The following is a 20,562-nucleotide window of genomic DNA, read 5'->3' on the forward strand; positions in this document are numbered from 1 at the left end:
GCATTTTTCTCACACCACTGCCGATAGATTCTCGCGTCGGGCAGTCGTCGTCCGCTCACTGTAAGACGAGGGGGAGCCGACACCTGACAGATCGGGGGAATGATAGCTGAAATCCACAAGAATGAACCCTTATATGGCCCCGTTCCTAACCCGCAAAACGATAGGTGCACACGGATGAGCAATCCATGGATAGCCATCGGGGCGCTGGCGCTGGTCGGTATTCTCATCCCCCTGGGGATGATGTCGGTATCGAAACTGCTCCGGCCACGCGTGCCCGAGCAAGGTAAAACATCCACGTACGAGAGCGGTGAGATTCCCACCGGTGACACGCGGATCCGGTTCAACATCCAGTACTACATGGTCGCACTCCTGTTCGTCGTCTTCGACATCGAGACCGTCCTCATCTTCCCCTGGACGGTCATCTACCGGAGCGCGCTGGAGAACGGAGTCTCACTGATGGAGATACTGGCTCCGATGCTGGTGTTCATCGGCGTTCTCGTCGTCGGACTCGGATGGGCATGGCGCAACGGTGCAGTCAAATGGGTCCGCTCCCCGCGGGCCGCGAGTGAACGGAGAACCAAACAATGAGCAGCAACGACAAGACGACCGATACGTTATCGACACAGGACGCCCGGATGGGGCAGGGGGCCGACGATCGCTTCAACTCCCCGCTTCGCGAGGCCTTCGGCTCCACACCCTTCATATTGACCAAGTTCGACAAGTTCATGAACTGGGTCCGGGGGTCCTCGATGTTCATGCTGCAGTTCGGGATCGCCTGTTGCAGCATCGAAATGATCCACACGTACGCGATCAAACACGACCTGGACCGGTTCGGCGCGGGCGTGCCGCGCTCCTCGCCCCGGCAGGCCGACGTGATGATCGTTCCGGGGACCATCGTCTCGAAGTTCGCGCCCCGGATGAAGCGCGTCTACGACCAGATGCCCGAACCGAAGTTCGTCGTCGGCATGGGCTCGTGTACGATTTCGGGCGGCCCGTTCCAGGAAGGGTACAACGTCATCAAGGGCGCAGAGGAGGTCATCCCGGTCGACATCCACGTCCCCGGGTGTCCGCCCCGGCCGGAAGCGCTCATCTACGGCGTCGCCAAACTCCAAGAGCGCGTCGCCAACGGTGAATCCGCGCCCGTGACGGTCAAGCCCTACGAGATGGAGCAGTTCGGTGACCTAGAACAGGACGAGATCGTCCAGAAGTTGGCCGACCAGATCGACGAGGACGACCTCGTCATGCGGTACAACTGGACTGATTCGCCATGAGTTTGGAAGAACCACGCGACGCCAAACCGGAGATCGGCGTCACCGACGACGGCCTCGACTACGACGCCCTGGCGGCCCTGCTGGGCGATACCCTCCTCGATCGCGAGGACCACGTCACGACCGAGGGGTTCGTCGTCCGCCCCGACGACGTACAGGACGCCCTCAGAACTCTGAAACAGGAGGCCGGATTCGACCACTGCTCCTGTGTGACCGCCCAGGAGTACCAGGACCGATACGAGTCGATCTACCACCTCAAGAAGTACGACGACCCGACCCACGAACTGTCGGTCGTCGTCCCTACCAGCAGAGACGACCCGGTCAGCCAGAGCGCGAACGACGTGTATCGGACCGCCGACTGGCACGAACGGGAAGCCTACGACCTCGTCGGTATCGAGTACGAGGACCACCCGGACATGCGGCGGATCCTCCTGCCCGAAACCTGGCAGGGCCATCCCCTCGGACGGGATTACGACCAGACACAGCCCCAGGTCGTCACGCTGCGCGAGCACGCGAACCCGCTGCAGGAAGACCACATGGCGGACGACACGGACACGATGTTCATCAACGTGGGGCCGCACCACCCCGCGACGCACGGCGTGCTCCACCTGAAGACCGTGCTCGACGGCGAGCAGGTGGCCGACGTCGAACCCGACATCGGCTACCTCCACCGCTGTGAGGAGCAACTCTGCCAGCAGTGTACCTACCGCCACCAGATCATGCCGTATCCGGACCGGTGGGACTACACGGCGAACCTCATCAACGAGTGGTCCTACGCCCGTGCAGCAGAGACGCTGGCGGACATCGACGTCCCCGAGTACGCACAGGTCCTGCGGACGATGTCGGCGGAACTGTCGCGGATGGCCGGTCACTTCCTCGCGCTGGGGACGTTCGCGCTGGACGTCTACGGCGAGTTCACGGCCATCTTCCAGTACGCCTTCCGGGATCGGGAGATCGCACAGGACATCCTCGAGGACCTCACCGGTCAGCGGATGATGCACAACTACTTCCGGCTCGGCGGGGTCGTGTGGGACCTTCCGAACCCCCGCGAGGAGTTCTTCGAGAAGACGCGTGACTTCCTCGACGACCTCCCCGCGAAACTGGACGAGTACCACGACATGATCACGAGCAACGAGATCTTCCAGGTCCGGTGTGTCAACACCGGCGTGCTCGAACCGGACGTGGCCAAGGAGTACGGCGCGACGGGACCGGTCGCCCGCGGATCGGGCATCGACTACGACCTGCGCCGCGACGACCCGTACGGCTACTACCCCGAACTCGACTGGGACGTCGTGACCGAGGACGGTTGCGACAACTACGCGCGCGTCCTCGTCCGGATGCAGGAAGTCGAGGAATCGGCGAAGATCGTCGAGCAGTGTCTCGACCTGCTCGAAGACTGGCCCGAAGACGAACGCACGCTCCAGTCGAACGTCCCCCGGACGATCAAGCCCGAACCGGACACCGAGATCTACAGCGCGATCGAGAACGCGAAGGGCGAACTGGGCATCTACATCCGCTCGGACGGGACCGACAAGCCGGCGCGGTTCAAGATCCGGAGTCCGAGCTTCAGCAACCTGCAGGCCCTGCCCGAGATGTCCAACGGCGAGTACGTGGCTGACCTGATCGCGACGCTTGGCAGCCTCGACATCATCCTCGGCGAGGTGGATCGATGACGGGGCCGCTCCAGGCGACGACGCTCCCGGAGACGCTTTCGGGGCTGCTCGGCCTGAACACGAACGATCCGCTCCAGTGGTTCCTCGCGGCGCTGATCGCGTCGGCGCTCGTGGGGACGCTGATGCTGACGAACACGGCGCTGGTCATCTGGGCCAAGCGGAAGATCACCGCCGCCTTCACGGACCGCATCGCGATCAACCGGGTCGGTCCGTTCGGCCTGCTCATCATCGTGGCCGACGCGGTCCGCCTGCTCTCGAAGGAACTCATCGTTCCCGACGAGGTCGACCGGCCCGCGTACGACCTGGCACCGCTGGTGCTGGCCAGTTCCGCGCTGCTCGGCTTCGCGGTGATCCCGATGGGGAACGGCATTCAGATCGCCGACCCCGAGACCGGGCTCGCGTACGTCTTCGCGGTCGCGTCGCTGGCGTCGCTCGGCCTCGTGATGGCGGGCTACGCGTCGAACAACAAGTACTCGTTCCTCGGCAGTCTGCGCGCGGTCGCCCAGAACCTCGCCTACGAGATCCCGCTCGTACTGACCGGTGTGTCCGTCGTCATCTTCGCGGGCACGCTCCGGCTGAGCGAGATCGTCGCGGCCCAAAGCGAGACGCTGTTCACGCTCGGCGGGCTCGCGATCCCGTCGTGGTACGCGTTCGTCAACCCGTTCGCGTTCGTGCTGTTCATGGCCGCGAACCTCGCGGAGGTCGGACGGAACCCGTTCGACATCCCGGAAGCGCCGAACGAGATCGTCGCCGGGTACATGACCGAGTACTCGTCGGTGTACTTCGTCCTGCTGTACCTGGGCGAGTTCATCCACGTGTTCCTCGGCGCGGCGATCGTCACGACGCTGTTCCTCGGTGGTCCGGCCGGGCCGGTCCTGCCGGGGATCGTCTGGTTCCTGATCAAGATCTGGGCGGTGTTCCTGTTCACCCAGTGGACGCGGTCGGCAGTTCCCCGGGTGCGCATCGACCAGCTCATCGAAATCGGCTGGAAGGGCATGCTCGTGCTCTCCATCGCGAACCTGGTCCTGACGGCCGTCATCGTGGGGGTGCTCGTCTGATGCCCACGATTCGCTGCACGACCGGAGGTAGCTACCAATGATCGGAATTCTCAAAGGCATGGCGACGACGATGAAGCACGCGCTGGACGGTGAGACGTTCACTGTCGAGTATCCCGATACCGCACCCGACGTGAGCCCGCGCTTCCGCGGCGTTCACAAGTTCAGCCAGGAGCGGTGTATCTGGTGCCGGCAGTGTGAGAACGTCTGCCCGAACGACACCATCCAGATCGTCACGGACGAACAGCGCAACGGCGAGCAGTACAACCTCCACATCGGCCAGTGTATCTACTGCCGGCTCTGCGAGGAGGTCTGTCCCGTCGACGCCATCCTGCTGACCCAGAACTTCGAGTTCACCGCGGACACCAAAGACGAACTCGCCTACAACAAAGAACAGCTGAAGAACGTTCCCTGGTACAAGGACATCGACCCGCTGGAGTCGCGTGAGCCCGATCGCGGCGCGTGGATCGGCGAAGGCGAAGGCGAAATCGACTATCAATAGCCTGATTTTCCGAACCGAGCGAAGCGAGGTTCGGCTTTTTCGTCCAGCTTTTTCGACGAGTGGTGACGAGCACTGCGAGTCACCCGAGGAGAAAAAGGTGGGGTCGCGAGGACATCGACCCGCTGGAGTCGCGTGAGCCCGATCGCGGCGCGTGGATCGGCGAAGGCGAAGGCGAAATCGACTATCAATAGAGAAGCCGTTTGACCGAAGCCGAGCGAAGCGAGGCTTCGGCCTTTTTCGCCCACGTTTTTGCGACGAGTGGTGACGAGCGTAGCGAGTCACCCGAGGAGGAAAAAGGTGGGATTGCGGCGCGTGGATCGGCGAAGTCGAAGGCGAAATCGACTATCAATAGAGAAGCCGTTTGACCGAAGCCGAGCGAAGCGAGGTTCCGTTTTTGTCCGCTATCAGTAAGACGCGACTCGTACTCACACGTTTTTGCGGGGCTGACGTCTCACTCGAACCGTGAGCCGGTAGCGATAGACTGGCGGATACCCGTGGCCGGCGTCGGCGTGAGCGTGGGGTTCGGCATCTGCTGGGTCGAAACCGGGACAGTCGGCGGCGCCGTCGCCGCCACCGTGTCGTTTCGGGGGCCTTCGTCGTGCGGTGGCTGATCGACAAGCACCTCTACGGCCTCTAGCTCCCACGGCAACTAGTCTCGGCACATCGGGACGAGGGGGCAGGTAGCTTGCGGTCAGCGAAATCGGCCGGCCGGGTGTGTAGATTGGGGCCACTCGGAACCGACCCGGAAGGGTTGCCGCAGGTATTTCACACCCGACCCACAAAACAACCGGGGGTTAGTCGGGGATTACGGTGGGGTCACAGCGCACGCGCGCGAATCCGATAAAGAAATCTTCAAAGGCCCACCGAAAGGAGACTCATGTAAGATGGCACTGTACGAAACCATAGCGTTCGGGCTGTTCGCGTTCGTGACCCTCGCGAGCGCCCTGGGCGTCGTCCTGCTACGGGACGTGTGGCACTCCGCGCTCATGCTCGGTGTCTCGCTTTTGAGCGTGGCAGTTCACTACGTGATGCTCCGAGCGGAGTTCGTCGCCGTAATGCAAATCCTGGTGTACGTGGGCGGCGTGCTCATCCTCATCACCTTCGCCGTGATGCTCACGCGGCGGGAGGACATGGACCAACCCAGCGAGGTGACGACATGACCACCCGTCCGAGACTGTCGTCGGAGGTGAACTGGGTGGCGGGCCTCGCCGCAGTCGCGCTGTTCGGCGTCTTCGCAGCGGTGTTCCTCACCGCGAACTTCGCCAATCCCGCGGGGTTCCCGACCGACCAGAGCATCGTCGCGAACATCGGATACGCGATGTTCGACCTCGACTCGCAACTGGGAATCCCCTCCGAAGGGTTCCTGGTCTCCTTTATCGTGATCGCGATCGTGCTCGACGCCGCGCTGGACAGCTCGATCATGCTCGCCGAACGCGACCAGGAGGAGTCCGGAGCTGTGACCGACGGCGGTCAGCGGCTCGGAACGAACGGGACCGACGAAGAACTCGGAGGTGACGAGTAACATGGCGGTCCCGGCCGAGTACTACCTCGTCCTGTCGGCGGGGCTGTTCTGTGTCGGCCTGTTCGGTATCCTGACCCGACGGAACGCGCTGATCTTCCTGATGTCCGTCGAGTTGATGCTGAACGCAGCGAACATCAATCTCGTCGCGTTCTCGTTCCAGTGGGGCAACCTCACGGGACAGGTCTTTTCCCTGTTCACGATGGCGCTGGCGGCCGCCGAGGTGGCGGTCGGTATCGGCATCATTCTGGTGCTCTACCGGAACTTCGAGGACCTCGACGTAACCAAAGCGACGACGATGAGGTGGTAAGATGGCAGGAGAAACATTCACAGCTTACGCGTTGGTACCCGCGATCGCGGCGCTCCCGTTCGCCGCCTTCCTGGTCTCGCTGCTGTTCGGGCGCTACATGCCCAAGGGCGGCGCACTGGCCGGCATCTTCGCGATGGGCGGCTCGCTCGCGATCTCGATCGCAACGTTGTTGACCGTCGCCGGGATCCTCCCCGGCGATCCCGCGTATCACGAGACGATCTGGCAGTTCGCGACCGGCATCGACACGTTCGACCTGCATCTGGGCGTGTACATCGATCCGCTGTCGGCCCTGATGCTCGTCATCGTCTCGCTGATATCCTTCCTCGTGTTCGTGTTCTCGCTTGGGTACATGAACGACGAAGGCGAGACGGGCCTGGCCCGGTACTACGCCTCGCTGTCGCTGTTTAGCTTCAGCATGCTCGCGTTCGTCTTCGCGGACAACATCCTGATGGCGTTCATGTTCTTCGAGCTGGTGGGCCTGTGTTCGTTCCTGCTCATCGGCTTCTGGTTCCGCGAGGACGCGCCGCCAAGCGCCGCGAAGAAGGCGTTCCTGGTCACCCGCTTCGGTGACTTCTTCTTCCTCATCGGCGTCGTCGGCATCTTCGCGACCTTCGGCACGGGCCTGTTCGCCAACGTCACGCGGGACGGCTCGACGGTCCAGAGTTTCCCGGCCCTCGCCGAACAGATGATGAACGGCCAGACGCCGGCGATGGCGAGCGACATGCTCGACATCGTCGGGATGAGCCCGCAGGCCTGGATCACGGTCCTCGGGCTGCTCGTGCTGGGCGGCGTGGTCGGCAAGTCCGCGCAGTTCCCGCTGCACACCTGGCTGCCCGACGCGATGGAGGGTCCGACGCCCGTCTCCGCGCTCATTCACGCGGCGACGATGGTCGCGGCCGGGGTCTACCTCGTCGCGCGCATGTACGGGTTCTACGCGCTCTCCCCGACGGCACTCGCGATCATCGCGCTGACGGGTGGGTTCACCGCCCTCTTCGCGGCGTCGATGGGCGTCGTCAAACAGGAGATCAAGCAGGTGCTGGCGTACTCGACCATCTCCCAGTACGGGTACATCATGCTCGCACTGGGGTCGGGCGGCTACGTCGCCGGCGTCTTCCACCTGACGACCCACGCCGTGTTCAAGGCGCTCCTGTTCCTGGGCGCGGGGTCGGTCATCATCGCGATGCACCACAACGAGAACATGTGGGACATGGGCGGTCTCAAGGACAAGATGCCCGTGACCTACTACGCGTTCCTCTCGGGGTCGCTCGCGCTCGCGGGCATCGTCCCGTTCTCGGGCTTCTGGTCGAAGGACGAAGTGCTGTTCGAGGCGCTCATCCACGGCGCGGGCGGGAACCCGCTGTTCCTGGTCGCGTGGGCGATGGGCCTGCTGGCCGTGTTCTTCACGGGCTTCTACACCTTCCGGATGGTGCTGCTCACGTTCCACGGTGAGCCACGGACCGAGACCGCAGAAGACCCACACGGCGTCCGCTGGAACGTCAAGTTCCCGCTCGCGGTGCTCGGGATCCTGGCAGCGACGGTCGGCTTCATCAACATGGCGCCGATCGCGAAACTCACGAACCTGCACATCGACTTCCTGCACACGTGGCTGGGCGGCTCGGAACTCGTCGCCGAGGAGTTCGGCACGGGACTGCACCACTACGAGGTCCTGCTCGAAGAGGTCGCAGGAGTCTCGGCCGCCTACCCGATCGGCGGGGAGGTCACGACGATGCTGGCCTCGGCGGCGGTGTCGCTCGGACTGGCGCTGGCCGGCGCGGGGCTGGCCTGGTCGCTGTACAGCGGCCCGGAGCCGGTCGAGCATACGAACAAGCTGGGCGGTGTCAAGACGCTACTCATGCACAACTACTACCAGGACGAGTACCAGGTCTGGCTGGCACGTGACGTGACGCTACCCCTGTCGCGCGCGGCCGACCGGTTCGACCAGGGCATCATCGACGGCATCGTCAACGGCGTCAGCAGCGTGAGCCTGCTCTCGGGCGACCGCGTGCGCCGCATCCAGACCGGTGTCGTCAGCAACTACGCCGCGCTCCTGACGCTGGGACTGACCATCCTCTTGGTCGTCTTCGGCCTCGTCGGGGGGTGGTTCTGATGCTCGTCGAACTCCTCATCGTCACCGCGCTGCTCTCTTCGGTCCTCGTCATGCTGGCGCCCGACGAGTACGCCGGGCAGTTCGCGGCCGCGCTGAGCCTCGTGCCCGTCGCTGCGAGCCTCTGGATGTACAGCGTCTTCGACGGCTCGGGCAACGCGTTGCTCGCGGGCAGCCAACCTGCCTTCGAGACCGTCGCCGAGTGGATCACGCTCGGGGCCTACACCATCAACTGGCACGTCGGTCTCGACGGCGTGAGCATGCCGCTGATCGTGCTGACGACGGTGCTGACCACGCTCGCGATCATCAGCGCGTGGACGCCCATCGACGAGCGCCAGTCCCAGTTCTACGGACTGGTCCTGTTCATGGAAGCGGCTCTCATCGGCGTCTTCGCCGCGCTGGACTTCTTCCTCTGGTTCGTCTTCTGGGAGGCCGTGCTGGTCCCGATGTATCTGCTCATCGGCGTCTGGGGCGGGCCGCGCCGGAAGTACGCCGCCATCAAGTTCTTCGTCTACACGAACGTGGCGAGCCTGGTGATGTTCGTCGGCTTCTTCGCACTGGTCTTCGGACTGGGCGACTCCATCTCGTCGCTCGGCCTGCCGGCCATCGCACAGGCGCTCAACGCGGGTGAACTCGGCTCGCTGGCCGGCATCGACCCGCCGATGTTGAAACTGCTCGCCTTCATCGCCATGTTCGGCGGGTTCGCGGTGAAGGTTCCAGTCGTCCCCTTCCACACCTGGCTGCCCGACGCACACGTCGAGGCACCGACCCCAGTGTCGGTGCTCCTGGCGGGCGTCCTGCTGAAGATGGGGACCTACGCACTGCTGCGATTCAACTTCACGATGCTCGCGGACGTGGCGCGGGCGAACGCCGAGATCATCGCCATCTTCGCGGTCGTGAGCATCATCTACGGGGCGCTGCTGGCGCTGGCCCAGCAGGACCTCAAACGGATCGTCGCGTATTCGTCCATCTCCTCGATGGGCTACGTCATCCTCGGCCTGGTCGCCTTCACGCCGCACGGTCTCGGCGGGGCGACCTTCCAGATGATCAGCCACGGGCTGATCTCGGGGCTGATGTTCATGGCGGTCGGCGTCATCTACAACGAGACGCACACGCGCATGATCGGCGACATGTCGGGCATGGCAGACCGGATGCCCGTCACCGCGGGCGTGTTCGTCGCCGCGGCCTTCGGCTACATGGGACTGCCGCTCATGTCAGGGTTCGCCGCAGAGGTGCTCGTCTTCCTCGGCTCGTTCCAGTCCGAGGTCATCCAGGCCGCGCCGCTGTTCACGTCCATCGCGATGTTCGGGATCGTCATCGTCGCCGGCTACCTGCTGCGGGCGATGCAGAAGACGCTGTTCGGTCCCTTCCGGCTCGAAACCGACTACGAGATCGGGCGCGCGCCGTTCCAGGACATCGCGCCGCTGATCGTCCTGTTGCTGCTGGTCATCGCGCTCGGCGTCGCGCCGGACCTGTTCTACAAGATGATCCAGGACTCGATCGCGCCGATGGTCGAACTCGGCGAACTGGGAGGTGGTGCATAGATGATCCCGCTGCAATCCGCTGACGTGCTCCCGCAGTGGACGGCGCTCGCGCCGGCGCTCGCGCTGGCGACGACCGCGCTCGTCCTGTTCGTCATCGACTCGATCGATCCAGATTCCATGGACTCGGGGCTGCTGGCGGGCGTCTCGACGATCGGCGCGCTGGCGTCGGCCGGGATCAGCGGCTGGTTCCTCGTCGCCGGGACCGGGATGAGCCGGACCGGCGGCGCGATCGAACTGTTCGGCGGCCAGCTCGTCGTCGACGGGATGGCCCTGTTCTTCATGTTCGTGTTCGCGAGCGTGCTCGCGCTCGTGACCGTCGCGAGCTACGACTACCTGGAGGGCCAGCCCCACCAGGCCGAGTACTACTCGCTGATGTTGCTGGCGACGACCGGCATGGCGCTGATGGCCTCGGCCAACAGCCTGGCGACGGCGTTCGTGAGCCTCGAACTCGCGAGCCTGCCGTCCTTTGCCCTCGTCGCGTTCCTGAAGAACAACCGGGGCAGCGTCGAGGCGGGCCTGAAGTACTTCCTCATCGGCGCGCTGTCCTCGTCGGTGTTCGTCTACGGGATCAGCCTGGTGTACGCCGCAACCGGACGACTCCAGCTGGCTGCCATCGCTGACGTCATCGCGAGCGGCGAAGCGCTCGACCCCGGCGTGCTGGGCGTCGGGATCCTGATGATCGTGGGCGGGGTCGCCTACAAGACCGCCTCCGTCCCGTTCCACTTCTGGGCACCGGAGGCCTACGAGGGCGCGCCCGCGCCCGTCTCCGGGTTCCTCTCGTCGGCCTCGAAGGCCGCCGGGTTCGTGCTGGCGTTCCGCATCTTCACCGTCGCGTTCCCGCTGGACGTGATCACCGGCGTCGCCGTCGACTGGGGCGTCGCCTTCACGGCGCTGGCAGTCCTGACCATGACGCTCGGGAACTTCGCGGCTGCGACCCAGGACACGGTCAAGCGGATGCTGGCGTACTCCTCGATCGGACACGCCGGCTACGCACTGATCGGGCTGGCCGTCCTCTCGGGGGCGGCCGACCAGAGCTTCGCGCTCGGGGCGAGCATGATGCACCTGCTCGTCTACGGCTTCATGAACACCGGCGCGTTCCTGTTCGTCGCGCTCGCGGAGTACTGGGGCGTTGGGCGCACCTTCGAGGACTACAACGGCCTCGCGACCCAGGCACCGATCGCCTGTACCGCGATGACCGTCTTCCTCTTTAGCCTCGCGGGGCTGCCGATCGGTGGCGGCTTCTGGTCGAAGTACTTCCTGCTGGTCGCGGCCACGGGCGCGAGTGCGTGGCTGCTGGCGGCCGCGCTCATCGTCAACAGTGCGCTGTCGCTGTTCTACTACTCGCGGGTCGTCAAGGCGATGTGGATCGAAGAGCCCGACGGGAGCTTCGAGGTCTCCTCGTACCCTACGGGGCTGTACGCGGCAGTCATCACCGCCGGCGTGATGACGTTCCTGCTGCTGGTCGGGTTCGGTCCGGTCTCCGCGACGGCGACCGACGCCGCCGCGATGCTGTTCTGACACGCCGGAGTTCGTTTTCCCGCGGTACCCACTGCGAGTCACGACCACTGTCATCGCCACGGCGTGCGCGTCTCGCGGACCGGCGTCTCGCTTTCAAGAATCGTACTACGGGATATTTGTCGCCGAGGGAACGCCTATCTACATATGAGCGACCGAAAACCAGTCGCAGATGGTATCGTCACGCGGCGTCGACTGCTGCGTGCAAGCGCGGCCGCGACCGTCCTCGGCGTCGCCGGCTGTTCACAGCAGGGCGAGACCACGTCGACACCCAGTACGGATACGACCGAGCCAGCGACCGATACGGCAGACCAGACCACACAGGAACCGGCGGCCGATCTCTCCGAGCCGGTCGAGCCGGTGCCCGAGGAATCACGGTGTGCCGTATGTAACATGTACGCTGCCGACTACGCCGAGTGGAACGCACAGGCGACCCACGAGAACGGCGATCGCAAGTACTTCTGCTCGCCCGGCTGTCTCACGGCGTACCACGCGACCCCGGGCCACTTCGACGACGCTCACGAGGGGGCAAAGCCGGCTTACGCGTGGGCCCGGGACTACGACAGCCGCGAGTACGTCGACGCAACGAGCGCCGCGTTCGTCCTGGAAGAGACGGCAGCACACATCGACGCTCCGATGGGTGAGAACCCGGTGCCGTTCGAGTCGGAGCAGGCGGCACAGGGCTACGTCGACCAGTACGAGTCGTTGACCAGGGAAGACGTGGTGGGCCTTTCGGCGTTCGACGTGGCCCTGGCGCGTCGCTTCCGTGCGGATTCCCTCCCCGAAACCGATCAAAAAGACGTTCTCCAGCCGGTATCGGTTCCGTCGGACGCGGAGTGTACGGTCTGTAACATGCTGCCCGCGAACTCTCCCGCGTGGAACGCACAGGCCAGCCACGAGGACGGCGAGCGGGCACACTTCTGTTCGCCCGGCTGTCTGGTGGCCTACTACGCCGACCCCGGACACTTCATCGACGGTCGCGAACAATCCGACATCGTCGGCGTGTGGACCCACGGTCCCGAGCGCGAGGAGTTGCTGGACGCCACGATGGCGTCGTTCGTCCTCGATACGAACGCCGAGCGGACGGGCGGCCCGATGATGGGGAACCCACTGGCCTACGCCGACGAGACCGATGCAGCGTCGTACGTCGATGAGTACGACGATCTCGGTTCCGAGGACGTCGTCCGGTTACAGGAGATCACTCGCGAAGACGCGGCCTCGTACCGCGGTAGTTTCCTCTAACTGCACGGCTGCGCTTCTCGCCGTCCCGTTTGGACTGTCGTCACCGAGTCCCGTCAGGCCGCGTTCCGAATCTCCTCTAGATCCCCAAGCAACGCTTTCGACTTCGGGTCGTCGCCGGAGTACGCGCGCTCGACGACGCCGTGCCGGTTCGCCAACAGTACAAGCCCGAGGTGGTTGAACATGTACTCGCTCTCTCCGGTCGCTTTCGTCCGCTCGAAGGTGACGCCGAACGTATCCTGAACCACGTCCGTGGCCCGATCACGGCCCTCGGGGCGGAGGAAATACCAGTTGTCAGCGTCCGTCTCGACGCGCATCGTGTCGGCGTACTCTCGGAGCCGCTGGGCGTCGTCGCGCTGTGGATCGAACGTGACCGCCAGGAACACGACGTCGTCGGCGTATCCGTCCTGGCTGGCGGTCGCCTGGACGCGCTTGAGCGAGGAGACGAGCACCGGACAGACCGTGTTACAGTGGCTATAGAAAAACGTCATGATCACGTTCCGGTTCCCGAACTCGGTCGTCGTGACCTGGCGGTCGGCCAGTGGCGCGTCGAGCGTCGCTTCGGGGAGGTCCTGCCCGTACGCCGGGTACGGGAGGTCGGCACTCTCGACCTGTCGGCCCTCCGGCTCGTCCAGATAAGTCCGGCCGTCGTCGTCGCCGAGAACCGAGTCGATACAGCCGGCGGTGCCGACGAGGCCTGCCGTCGCGGCCGTACTGAGATAGGTGCGTCGGTGCATTCGAAGTCGGGTAAGGGCCTGCGCACCGAAAACCCCGTAGTACGCTTCTCGAAAACCGACTTACCCGCGCCAGATCGAGCGGGTGGCGACGGCGAATCCGGCGATCAGCCAGCCGAGCAACCCGACGACGCTCGCGAGCGGCGCGGCGGCCCGAATCGACCCCGCCGTGGCGACGTCGACGACGGTCTGTAACACCAGCCCGCGATACGCACCGCTGGGAGAGATGGCGAGCACCGTCAACACGCCGTCCGCGCCGAGATAGCCGGCACCGAGTGCTTCGATCAGACCGAGATCGACGGCCGCGGTGAGCACCAGCCAGAGCCCGACAAGCGTCGCCGCGGCACTGCGAGCCCCGCTCGCGACAGCCGAGACGGCGACGGCGACAGACAGTGCCGCCAGGCCGAACAGCGTCGTCGCCGACAGCAGACGGGCGAACAGCACAATCGAGTCGGCACCGTCGTGGGTGGCGACGAGCTGTGTCGTCGGGCCGCCAAGTGCCCACACGAGCGCCATCGTGGGGAACATGGCGACGGCGACGCCGAGGGCCAGGGCGAGCCCACGGCCGACGAGCACGCTCGCGACGACGGTGGCCCGCGACACCGGAAACGTCGAGAGAACAGCGAGTTCACCGCGCAGGCGGGCGTCGAGCAGCGCGCGGTAGCCCACGGTGAAGGCGAGCAGTGGCACGAGCAGTTCGAGCGCGGGCAGGAGGTCGACGGCCGCCGGGACGTACCCGCTCGCGGCAGCACCGCTGCCCCAGACCAGGCCGGCAAGCAGGACGGCCAGCGCGGCGACGAAGAGCCCGAACGCACGGGTGGTGAGGACCGTCGTCGTCTCGCGCCGGGCGAGCACGCTCACTCGCGCCAGCGGGTGTCGGGACACGGCACTCACACCCCGTGACGGACGGTCGCGCCCGTCTCGTCGGCCACAGCCGTCTCGAACGCGTCGGACAACGACCGCACCTCCAGATCGGCCAGGATGGTCTCGGCCGGCCCGCGAGCCTGCACGCTGCCGCGGTCCAGTAAGACGACCCTGTCGGCCCCGGTGCCGACGGCGTCGAGGTCGTGCGAGGCGACGAGCACGCCCCGGCCGTCGGCCGCGAGGTCGGACAACACGTCGAACACCCGGGCGGTCATCGCCGGGTCGAGACCGCTCGTCGGTTCGTCCAGAACGAGCACCGGCGGATCGCCGACGAGGGCGATAGCGACGCCGAGCAGCCGGCGCATCCCGCCGGAGAGCGTCTCGACTCGCTCGTCGGCCACCACGTCGAGCCCGACCGTCGACAGGACCTCGTCGGGGTCGGTCCCGCCGTCGACGAGTGCGGCGTACGTTTCGACGGTCCCGTGAACGGAGAACCCGTCCCGTGGGCGAAGTGACTGGGGGAGGTAGCCGACGGTTCTGGGGGCGTCGAGGTCGGTCACCGTCACTTTCCCGGCCTGTGTCGCCCGGACGCCGGCGACCAGCCCCAGCAGCGTCGACTTGCCGCTGCCGTTCGGGCCGACCAGTGCCGTCACCGCCTCGCAGGGGACAGACAGCGAGATGTCGTCGAGGACGCACATCCCGTCGTAGCCGTACGTGAGGTCGGAGACTGTCACTACGGGCGTCGATTCCGCTGGGCTGGATCGAGAGTCGTCGGTCGTAGTCATGCGTGTGAATCGTCCTGTATCGCGTCGGTGTAGCCCGCCTGCGCGAGGCGCGCCGTGTTCAGCGGCTCCGGTTCCGGGTGTCGGTCGACGATGCCCCGCGTTCGCATCCCGGGAACGAGTTGCCCGAGCACGCGGCGTGCGACCTGGATCGGCGAGTGAGAGAGCGCGAGCCGCCCCGGCGCGCGCAGGGTCGCGTCGACGGGGTCGAGCGGGGCGTAGGGTGGCATCGAGCCGTCCGAGCCGACGGAGACCGTCTCGTCCCAGTAGTTCCCTCGTCGCGGCGTCGACCAGACGCGGGCCATCCCCGCGGTCGCCTCCGCCGGCCGGTCGTTGTCGAGGAAGTCGTTACCGACGACGCGGTTGGAGGCGACGTAGTTCTCGGCTCGGATGCCCACGTCGTTGCGGGCGACGACGTTGCTTACGTATCGAGTCGTCCGGGTCCCGATGGTCAACCCGACGCCGTTGTCGACGAGGACGTTGTCGGCGACGTAGGACCGTGCACCCGCCGTGACGATGCCGTGGCGACTGTCACGGACGTCGTTGCCGACGAGGGCGTTCCGCGTCGGCCGCGTCATCACGACGAGGCCCGTCTGGGTCTGTCGGGCCGTGTTGTGGGCCAGCAACGCGTCCGACGTGAACATGAGGTGGACGCCGAAGCGACTCTGGGCCATCGTCGAGTTGCGAACGACGATCCCGTCCGCGCGATGAGCGTACACGCCGTCGAGGCCGCCGCGAAACGTCGAGTCCTCGACGACGACCGGACTCCCCATCGCCATCACGCCCATGTACCCCTGGTTCGGCTCGGGGTCGCCCCGGACGGTGACATCGTCGACGACCGCCCGGGAGCTGTTGCGGTAGAGCAGGCCGTTCGACGGCGTCTCGACCGTCACAGAGCGGACGAGCGTTCGATCGCCGCCGACCACGGCGACGGCGGCATCACCGCGGCCGTACGTCTGTTCGACCTTGCTGTCCCAGTCGCGGGTACGGTCGTCGTCATCGCTCAGATTGATGCGCGTCGTCCCGACACCCGAGACGTGGAGGTCGGTGATAGCCACGTCCGAGGCTGCCACGGTGACGACGGTCCCGTTTCCACCGCCTTCGAGGCGCGACGCCGACCCGGCCCCGCTGAGCGAGAGCGGTTTGGAGATTCGTACCCGTTCCTCGTACGTGCCGGGTGGCACGTGGACGGTCGTGTTCGGCGGGGCCTGCCGGACCGCCGCCTGTATCGTCGGGGCGTCTTCCCCGACCACGGTCGATACCGGTCGGTCGACCAGCGGGGAGACGGCGGCGACCGTGTCGTTCGCACGGTCCCCACGTCGGGTCGGCCACTCGGGGCGGGTGTCAGAGCGTCGCTCGTCGAACCGGTCACGGACCGTCTGCCACGAGCGGACCCGGCCGTCGTAGCGGTCGGCGAACGACCGTGCCGTCTCGGTGTCGGTAAAGGGGACGATTGCCGTTCGGGTCGCGGTCGGGACGACCGCGTAGTGGGCGGTGTCGGCGCGAACCCACGCCGGGCGCGTCCCGACGGACGCGTTCACGAACCCGTCGGGCGACACCCGCGGGATCGCGTCGGTGAACGCGGTCACGTAGATGGCGACCGGCGGGCCGAACCGGCGGGCGCGCCCGTCACGCGTGGCCGACCGTGCGAACGACTGCACGCCGTAGTAGCCGACGACGAACTCGGACTGGGCGTAGAACACCTGGACTTTCGGGATGGTGTGGCCGTTGGCCTGTGCGGTCCGCACCGTCTCACTCGACAGTCCCGTCTGGATGGTCTCGCCGAACCGAACCGGCTCGGGCGTCGTCCCGCCGGGGCCGACCACGAACGGAACCAGATACAGTCCCAGGAGGACGACGCCGGCGACGACGAGGGTTCGACTGCGCACGTCACCACCTCCGGGGACTGCCGGTGACAGCCAGACGATGATTGCGGACGACGCCACGGCGCGGGCAAATTCCGGTCACGGTTCGGTTCGTCGTTCGTGACTCGGGCACTGGGTCACCTTCAGTCCTGTAGTACGATGGTCGAACGTGAGAACTGGACGCCGGCTCCGTTGCTCGATTCGAGCAACGTACTACCCATTTCATACGTGGAGACGCCCCAGCGACGATATGGACGAAACGGAGTGTGGGTGTCCGGGCTGTCCAGCACACGGCGGGTCCGACTACCACCTCACGCGACGGCGACTCGTTGCCGGCGCGGCGGCCGGCGTGGGCGCGGTGGCTGGCTGTACCGAGCTATCCTCGGAGTCGACGCCGAGCGAACCGCTGCCGGACCCGGTCACGATGACGACCGACGACGCCTGTGAGGCGTGTGGCATGATCATCCCGAACCATCCCGGGCCGACTACCGAGGTGTTCTACCCCGAGCACACCCCGTCAGGACACGCCAATCCGGCGCGCTTTTGTAGTACCTGGGAGGCGTTCCACTACGACTTCCAGCGCCAGGACCGGGGCTGGGACCGGTCGGTCATGTACGTCACCGATTACTCGGCCGTCGACTACCGGCTCATGTCCGAGCGCGGCGAGACGCTCATCTCGACACACGTTGACGCCGAGGCGTTCGTCGACGCTCGCGAGGTCGTCTTCCTCGCCGGGTCTGCCATCAAGGGCGCGATGGGGCGGGACCTGCTCGCGTTCTCCGACCGGGCCGACGCAGACGACCTCGAATCCGAGTACGGCGGCGAACTCGTCGAACTCGACGAAGTGACACCGCAACTCATCTCACAACTAAGCAACCAGTAACTGACGCGGGGGTTCGACCGGGAACACGTTGCGACCGCCGGCGTCAGGTTTCCGCCGCCCGCTGTTGCTCGACGGACAGCTTCAGGATCTGTGGCGTGACGATCACGTCGAGCAGTGCCATCCCGTACACGAGCAGTTGCATCGTTCCCTCGAGGAAGAAGTAGCCGACGAGGACGAGGACCAGGGCACCGCTGAACCCGAGGCCGTGACGAACGGCCGGGTTCGCGAGCGGGTTCCGTTCAGGGGCGTCGTTCGTCTGGGCCATTGCACGTCAGTATCGAAAGGACGGCCCGATAAAATTCACGCAGCGAAACAGGAACCGGTCGATGGTGGCAGACGGACTGTCGCAAGTCGGTTCGGTGTCGGCCACCCGCCGTCGAGCAGTCGAACCGGCAGCCAATTACACCGATCCGTCTCAGTCGGTCGAGGACGCCGATTCGGCGCGCAGACGCGCCGGAATACCAGCACCGAGTCGAGAGACGACGACCAGAACGACGCCGAGCGTCACCGTGTTGAACAGGTGGATGTCGGCGACGATGTTGGCCATCGCACCAGCACCGAGCGTCTTGGCCACGAGCGCGGCTGCGACGGCGAGCCAGACGGGTCGGAACGAGTACCGCAGGACGGCGAGCACCCGCCCGAGCGACGGTCGAACGACGGTCTCGGTTCGGGCCAGGATCCGGTCGCCGTCGAGCAGGAAGACGAAGCTCAACACGACCGACGAGAGCGGGAAGACGGCAGTCTGGAGGCCCTGTCCGAGGACGAACAGGCTGGTGGCGACGACGCCGAGGCCGGCGGCGTAACGGGCCGGTGCCCATGCGGCGATTGGGTCGAGCGCGTTGGACAGTCGGTCCCCGCGAGGCACCGTCGAGTACTGGACGAAAGATAGCAATCCGAACACCGCGACGCTCCCGAACGCCAGCAGCGTGCCGGCGTTCGACAGCGCGAGCAGGTCGGCCGACGAGAGGACGCCGAACGCCGCCAGGACGATCCCGAGAACGGCAGTCAGGGCGGCCAGGGCGGAGTAGAGCCGCGAGCACGTCTCGGTCCACCGGCCGTCGGGGCCGCTCGCGACGAGCAACCGCCGCATCCCCTCCAGGGACAGAAGCAGGATCACGGCGAAGTGGGGCGGGACCCAGTTCCACCAGAAGTCGCTGCTGATCGGCCCGGCACCCGGGACCAGTCGAAGGAGGATCCCGAGGGGGACGACGAAGACGCCCACCGTCAGCAGCGCGAGTCCCGAGTGGAATCGGCGGGGGACCGACGTGGGGGCGACCCCGGCGGACCAGCGACGACGCCAGGGTGACGTGACACGCCGAGCAGTCCGAGATACGGTGGTCGAAACCCTGCCGGCTATCGCACGCTCGATCTCGACGTTGAGCCAGGCGAGGGTCAGGATCAGCGCCGGAACCAACAGCACGAACCCCAGGGGGCCGAGCCACCACGGGAGCACCCAGTAGACGGTGTTGTAGACGGCCGCGGCAGCGTCTTCGAGTTCGGCGGCCGGACCGCCCACGACCCGGTCGCGGTCGTCGTCGGCCGACGCGAACGAGTCGCTTCGGGTCGCCATCGACGGCCCGCCCGGTTCGTCGCCAAGGGCGATCCGTTCGATGTCGTAGAGGTATCGAGGGATCGAGGACTCCCAGACGATTTCGCGGTCGGGCGTCACCTCGATGGCGCGGTAGCTGTCGACGATCAGCGTGTTCCCGTTCGGGAGCCGATCCGCGTCACGCGGCCAGGCCAGCGACCCCTCGTACTCCCAGACCATCGTCCAGTCGCCGTCCTCGCGGCGGTACTCGACGACGCGGTCGTTCTCGCTGTCGGCGACCAGCACGGTCGGCGGGTCCGTCGAGACCAGCGAGGGGTTGTGTTGCTGGTTGAGGATCGTGTAGTTGTCCTCCTCGCCGAGGGTCCACTCGACCGCCTTGGTCTCCCGGTCGACCAGCATCACGCGGTCGAAGTTCCGGGGACTCAGCAGGAACTTCGAGCCGTTGTCGACGGGGACGACGTCGTTCAAGTGCGTGTAGTCGCCGCTGTAATCGGACTCGGGACCGTTGCCGGCCGAGGGTGGGTAGTGCTCCCGGAAGTCGTACGTCCAGACGACTTCCTGGCGCGTGTGGTTGTAGACGACGGCCGTGTCGTTCCCCCCGTCGAGGTACGCGTACTCGCCGTCGCCCAGGTAGTCGACGTCGTGGCTGTCGAAGGGCAGTCGGAAGAGTCGCTCTTCCTCGCCGGACTGCCAGTCGTGTTCGACTGCATAGGTCCCTCCGTCGGCCGAAATCGCAGCGTAGAGCAGTGTCGAGTTGTCCAGCGGGTCCACGTCGTAGTACGTCTCGTAGTCGTTTGCCTCCCAGACGGCCTCCCCGGTCGAGGGGTCGAAGACGAGGACCCGGGAATCGTCGTCGGAGCCGAGTTCACCACCCTGGGCGGTCACCACCGTCAGGTTCGAATCCGACGACGGCGTGGCGTTCGTGTCCGGTCCGTCGGTCGCGGACATCGGAACCGCCCCCGACAGCGCACCGCTCGCGAGCGCTGGCAGTGCCAGCAGGACGACACAGACGAACACGGCCACGCGAGTCCGTCCCGTTACCAGCGACCGGGCCGATACACCATCCCTTCCAGTCACGGGAACCGTTTATCTCTCCTCCGTGAAATACGCATCCATCGACACGACGCTCCGGGTGGATGGAAACTGCCAAGTCAGG

19 protein-coding genes and 1 pseudogene are annotated in these 20,562 nt (G+C 65.8%); 14 read left to right on the top strand and 6 right to left on the bottom strand.

The genetic code is table 11. The annotated features are described in order from the left end of the window. Window positions 1–174: 174 nt before the first annotated feature. The 13 genes and pseudogenes from E2481_RS03565 (at window position 175) to E2481_RS03625 (ending at window position 12,732) form a co-directional block, all read left to right on the top strand. Window positions 175–588 (top strand): NADH-quinone oxidoreductase subunit A, encoded by a 414-nt coding sequence (locus tag E2481_RS03565; protein ID WP_136715742.1) that lies wholly within the window; start codon window positions 175–177, stop codon window positions 586–588. Next, the gene (locus tag E2481_RS03570) at window positions 585–1,271 is read left to right on the top strand and encodes an NADH-quinone oxidoreductase subunit B (protein ID WP_136715743.1); all 687 of its coding nucleotides are present in this window, start codon (window positions 585–587) and stop codon (window positions 1,269–1,271) included. Before E2481_RS03565 ends, E2481_RS03570 begins: the two co-directional genes overlap by 4 nt. Further along, window positions 1,268–2,941: an NADH-quinone oxidoreductase subunit D gene (locus E2481_RS03575; RefSeq protein ID WP_136715744.1), complete on the top strand. Its 1,674-nt coding sequence runs from the start codon at window positions 1,268–1,270 to the stop codon at window positions 2,939–2,941. Before E2481_RS03570 ends, E2481_RS03575 begins: the two co-directional genes overlap by 4 nt. Further along, complete coding sequence (locus tag E2481_RS03580) at window positions 2,938–3,999, top strand: complex I subunit 1/NuoH family protein (RefSeq protein WP_136715745.1); 1,062 nt, start codon at window positions 2,938–2,940, stop codon at window positions 3,997–3,999. Before E2481_RS03575 ends, E2481_RS03580 begins: the two co-directional genes overlap by 4 nt. Before the next feature lie 37 nt (window positions 4,000–4,036). Beyond that, window positions 4,037–4,498, top strand: a complete 462-nt coding sequence (locus E2481_RS03585) for a NuoI/complex I 23 kDa subunit family protein (RefSeq protein WP_136715746.1) — start codon at window positions 4,037–4,039, stop codon at window positions 4,496–4,498. A gap of 107 nt (window positions 4,499–4,605) precedes the next feature. Continuing rightward, window positions 4,606–4,689 (top strand): annotated as a pseudogene (locus E2481_RS03590) (NuoI/complex I 23 kDa subunit family protein); the annotation flags it as partial. Window positions 4,690–5,382: 693 nt separating this feature from the next. Further along, a complete protein-coding gene (locus tag E2481_RS03595) occupies window positions 5,383–5,658 on the top strand; it encodes an NADH-quinone oxidoreductase subunit J (protein ID WP_136715747.1) in 276 nt (91 codons plus the stop codon). Then, window positions 5,655–6,020, top strand: coding sequence for a hypothetical protein (locus tag E2481_RS03600; protein ID WP_136715748.1), 366 nt, complete (start codon window positions 5,655–5,657; stop codon window positions 6,018–6,020). Before E2481_RS03595 ends, E2481_RS03600 begins: the two co-directional genes overlap by 4 nt. A 1-nt stretch (window position 6,021) precedes the next feature. After that, window positions 6,022–6,327, top strand: a complete 306-nt coding sequence (gene nuoK / locus E2481_RS03605) for an NADH-quinone oxidoreductase subunit NuoK (RefSeq protein WP_136715749.1) — start codon at window positions 6,022–6,024, stop codon at window positions 6,325–6,327. Between the two features lies 1 nt (window position 6,328). Continuing rightward, complete coding sequence (gene nuoL, locus E2481_RS03610) at window positions 6,329–8,434, top strand: NADH-quinone oxidoreductase subunit L (protein ID WP_136715750.1); 2,106 nt, start codon at window positions 6,329–6,331, stop codon at window positions 8,432–8,434. Continuing rightward, a complete protein-coding gene (locus tag E2481_RS03615) occupies window positions 8,434–9,975 on the top strand; it encodes a complex I subunit 4 family protein (RefSeq protein ID WP_136715751.1) in 1,542 nt (513 codons plus the stop codon). The genes nuoL and E2481_RS03615 overlap by 1 nt, the downstream gene beginning before the upstream one ends. Beyond that, window positions 9,976–11,493 (top strand): NADH-quinone oxidoreductase subunit N, encoded by a 1,518-nt coding sequence (locus E2481_RS03620; RefSeq protein ID WP_136715752.1) that lies wholly within the window; start codon window positions 9,976–9,978, stop codon window positions 11,491–11,493. 144 nt (window positions 11,494–11,637) lie between these two features. After that, entirely contained in the window at window positions 11,638–12,732 is a 1,095-nt protein-coding gene (locus E2481_RS03625; RefSeq protein ID WP_136715753.1) for a nitrous oxide reductase accessory protein NosL, read from the top strand. A 53-nt stretch (window positions 12,733–12,785) separates the two neighbouring features. On the opposite strand, the gene E2481_RS03630 is transcribed toward E2481_RS03625, so the two are convergent. From E2481_RS03630 to E2481_RS03645, 4 genes are read right to left on the bottom strand one after another with little or no spacing between them, the layout of a single operon-like run. After that, entirely contained in the window at window positions 12,786–13,466 is a 681-nt protein-coding gene (locus E2481_RS03630; RefSeq protein WP_136715754.1) for an SCO family protein, read from the bottom strand. Window positions 13,467–13,526: 60 nt separating this feature from the next. After that, window positions 13,527–14,348 (bottom strand): ABC transporter permease, encoded by an 822-nt coding sequence (locus tag E2481_RS03635; protein ID WP_136715755.1) that lies wholly within the window; start codon window positions 14,346–14,348, stop codon window positions 13,527–13,529. A gap of 5 nt (window positions 14,349–14,353) precedes the next feature. Continuing rightward, window positions 14,354–15,112, bottom strand: a complete 759-nt coding sequence (locus E2481_RS03640; RefSeq protein ID WP_136715756.1) for an ABC transporter ATP-binding protein — start codon at window positions 15,110–15,112, stop codon at window positions 14,354–14,356. After that, complete coding sequence (locus E2481_RS03645; RefSeq protein ID WP_169302361.1) at window positions 15,109–16,998, bottom strand: NosD domain-containing protein; 1,890 nt, start codon at window positions 16,996–16,998, stop codon at window positions 15,109–15,111. The genes E2481_RS03640 and E2481_RS03645 overlap by 4 nt, the downstream gene beginning before the upstream one ends. A gap of 226 nt (window positions 16,999–17,224) precedes the next feature. Between E2481_RS03645 and E2481_RS03650 the strand changes: the two genes are divergently transcribed. Then, on the top strand, window positions 17,225–17,857 hold the full coding sequence (locus tag E2481_RS03650) for a nitrous oxide reductase accessory protein NosL (RefSeq protein WP_136715758.1): 633 nt from the start codon (window positions 17,225–17,227) through the stop codon (window positions 17,855–17,857). Between the two features lie 43 nt (window positions 17,858–17,900). Here E2481_RS03650 and E2481_RS03655 read toward each other — a convergent pair whose 3' ends face one another. Then, the gene (locus tag E2481_RS03655) at window positions 17,901–18,122 is read right to left on the bottom strand and encodes a hypothetical protein (RefSeq protein ID WP_136715759.1); all 222 of its coding nucleotides are present in this window, start codon (window positions 18,120–18,122) and stop codon (window positions 17,901–17,903) included. 150 nt (window positions 18,123–18,272) lie between these two features. Further along, the gene (locus E2481_RS03660) at window positions 18,273–20,483 is read right to left on the bottom strand and encodes an aryl-sulfate sulfotransferase (RefSeq protein WP_136715760.1); all 2,211 of its coding nucleotides are present in this window, start codon (window positions 20,481–20,483) and stop codon (window positions 18,273–18,275) included. Window positions 20,484–20,562 lie beyond the last annotated feature (79 nt).

The sequence above is a fragment of the Halorientalis salina genome, assembly GCF_005049285.1.
Classification (GTDB): domain Archaea; phylum Halobacteriota; class Halobacteria; order Halobacteriales; family Haloarculaceae; genus Halorientalis; species Halorientalis salina.

What these genes read in the sequence shown, in the direction of transcription:
- E2481_RS03585 (WP_136715746.1), top strand. Translation starts at nt 4,037, where the DNA reads ATGATCGGAATTCTCAAAGGCATGGCGACGACGATGAAGCACGCGCTG.
- E2481_RS03625 (WP_136715753.1), top strand. Translation starts at nt 11,638, where the DNA reads ATGAGCGACCGAAAACCAGTCGCAGATGGTATCGTCACGCGGCGTCGA.
- E2481_RS03630 (WP_136715754.1), bottom strand. Translation starts at nt 13,466, where the DNA reads ATGCACCGACGCACCTATCTCAGTACGGCCGCGACGGCAGGCCTCGTC.
- E2481_RS03650 (WP_136715758.1), top strand. Translation starts at nt 17,225, where the DNA reads ATGGACGAAACGGAGTGTGGGTGTCCGGGCTGTCCAGCACACGGCGGG.
- E2481_RS03580 (WP_136715745.1), top strand. Translation starts at nt 2,938, where the DNA reads ATGACGGGGCCGCTCCAGGCGACGACGCTCCCGGAGACGCTTTCGGGG.
- E2481_RS03565 (WP_136715742.1), top strand. Translation starts at nt 175, where the DNA reads ATGAGCAATCCATGGATAGCCATCGGGGCGCTGGCGCTGGTCGGTATT.
- E2481_RS03640 (WP_136715756.1), bottom strand. Translation starts at nt 15,112, where the DNA reads ATGACTACGACCGACGACTCTCGATCCAGCCCAGCGGAATCGACGCCC.
- E2481_RS03575 (WP_136715744.1), top strand. Translation starts at nt 1,268, where the DNA reads ATGAGTTTGGAAGAACCACGCGACGCCAAACCGGAGATCGGCGTCACC.
- E2481_RS03600 (WP_136715748.1), top strand. Translation starts at nt 5,655, where the DNA reads ATGACCACCCGTCCGAGACTGTCGTCGGAGGTGAACTGGGTGGCGGGC.
- nuoL (WP_136715750.1), top strand. Translation starts at nt 6,329, where the DNA reads ATGGCAGGAGAAACATTCACAGCTTACGCGTTGGTACCCGCGATCGCG.
- nuoK (WP_136715749.1), top strand. Translation starts at nt 6,022, where the DNA reads ATGGCGGTCCCGGCCGAGTACTACCTCGTCCTGTCGGCGGGGCTGTTC.
- E2481_RS03595 (WP_136715747.1), top strand. Translation starts at nt 5,383, where the DNA reads ATGGCACTGTACGAAACCATAGCGTTCGGGCTGTTCGCGTTCGTGACC.
- E2481_RS03615 (WP_136715751.1), top strand. Translation starts at nt 8,434, where the DNA reads ATGCTCGTCGAACTCCTCATCGTCACCGCGCTGCTCTCTTCGGTCCTC.
- E2481_RS03570 (WP_136715743.1), top strand. Translation starts at nt 585, where the DNA reads ATGAGCAGCAACGACAAGACGACCGATACGTTATCGACACAGGACGCC.
- E2481_RS03655 (WP_136715759.1), bottom strand. Translation starts at nt 18,122, where the DNA reads ATGGCCCAGACGAACGACGCCCCTGAACGGAACCCGCTCGCGAACCCG.
- E2481_RS03620 (WP_136715752.1), top strand. Translation starts at nt 9,976, where the DNA reads ATGATCCCGCTGCAATCCGCTGACGTGCTCCCGCAGTGGACGGCGCTC.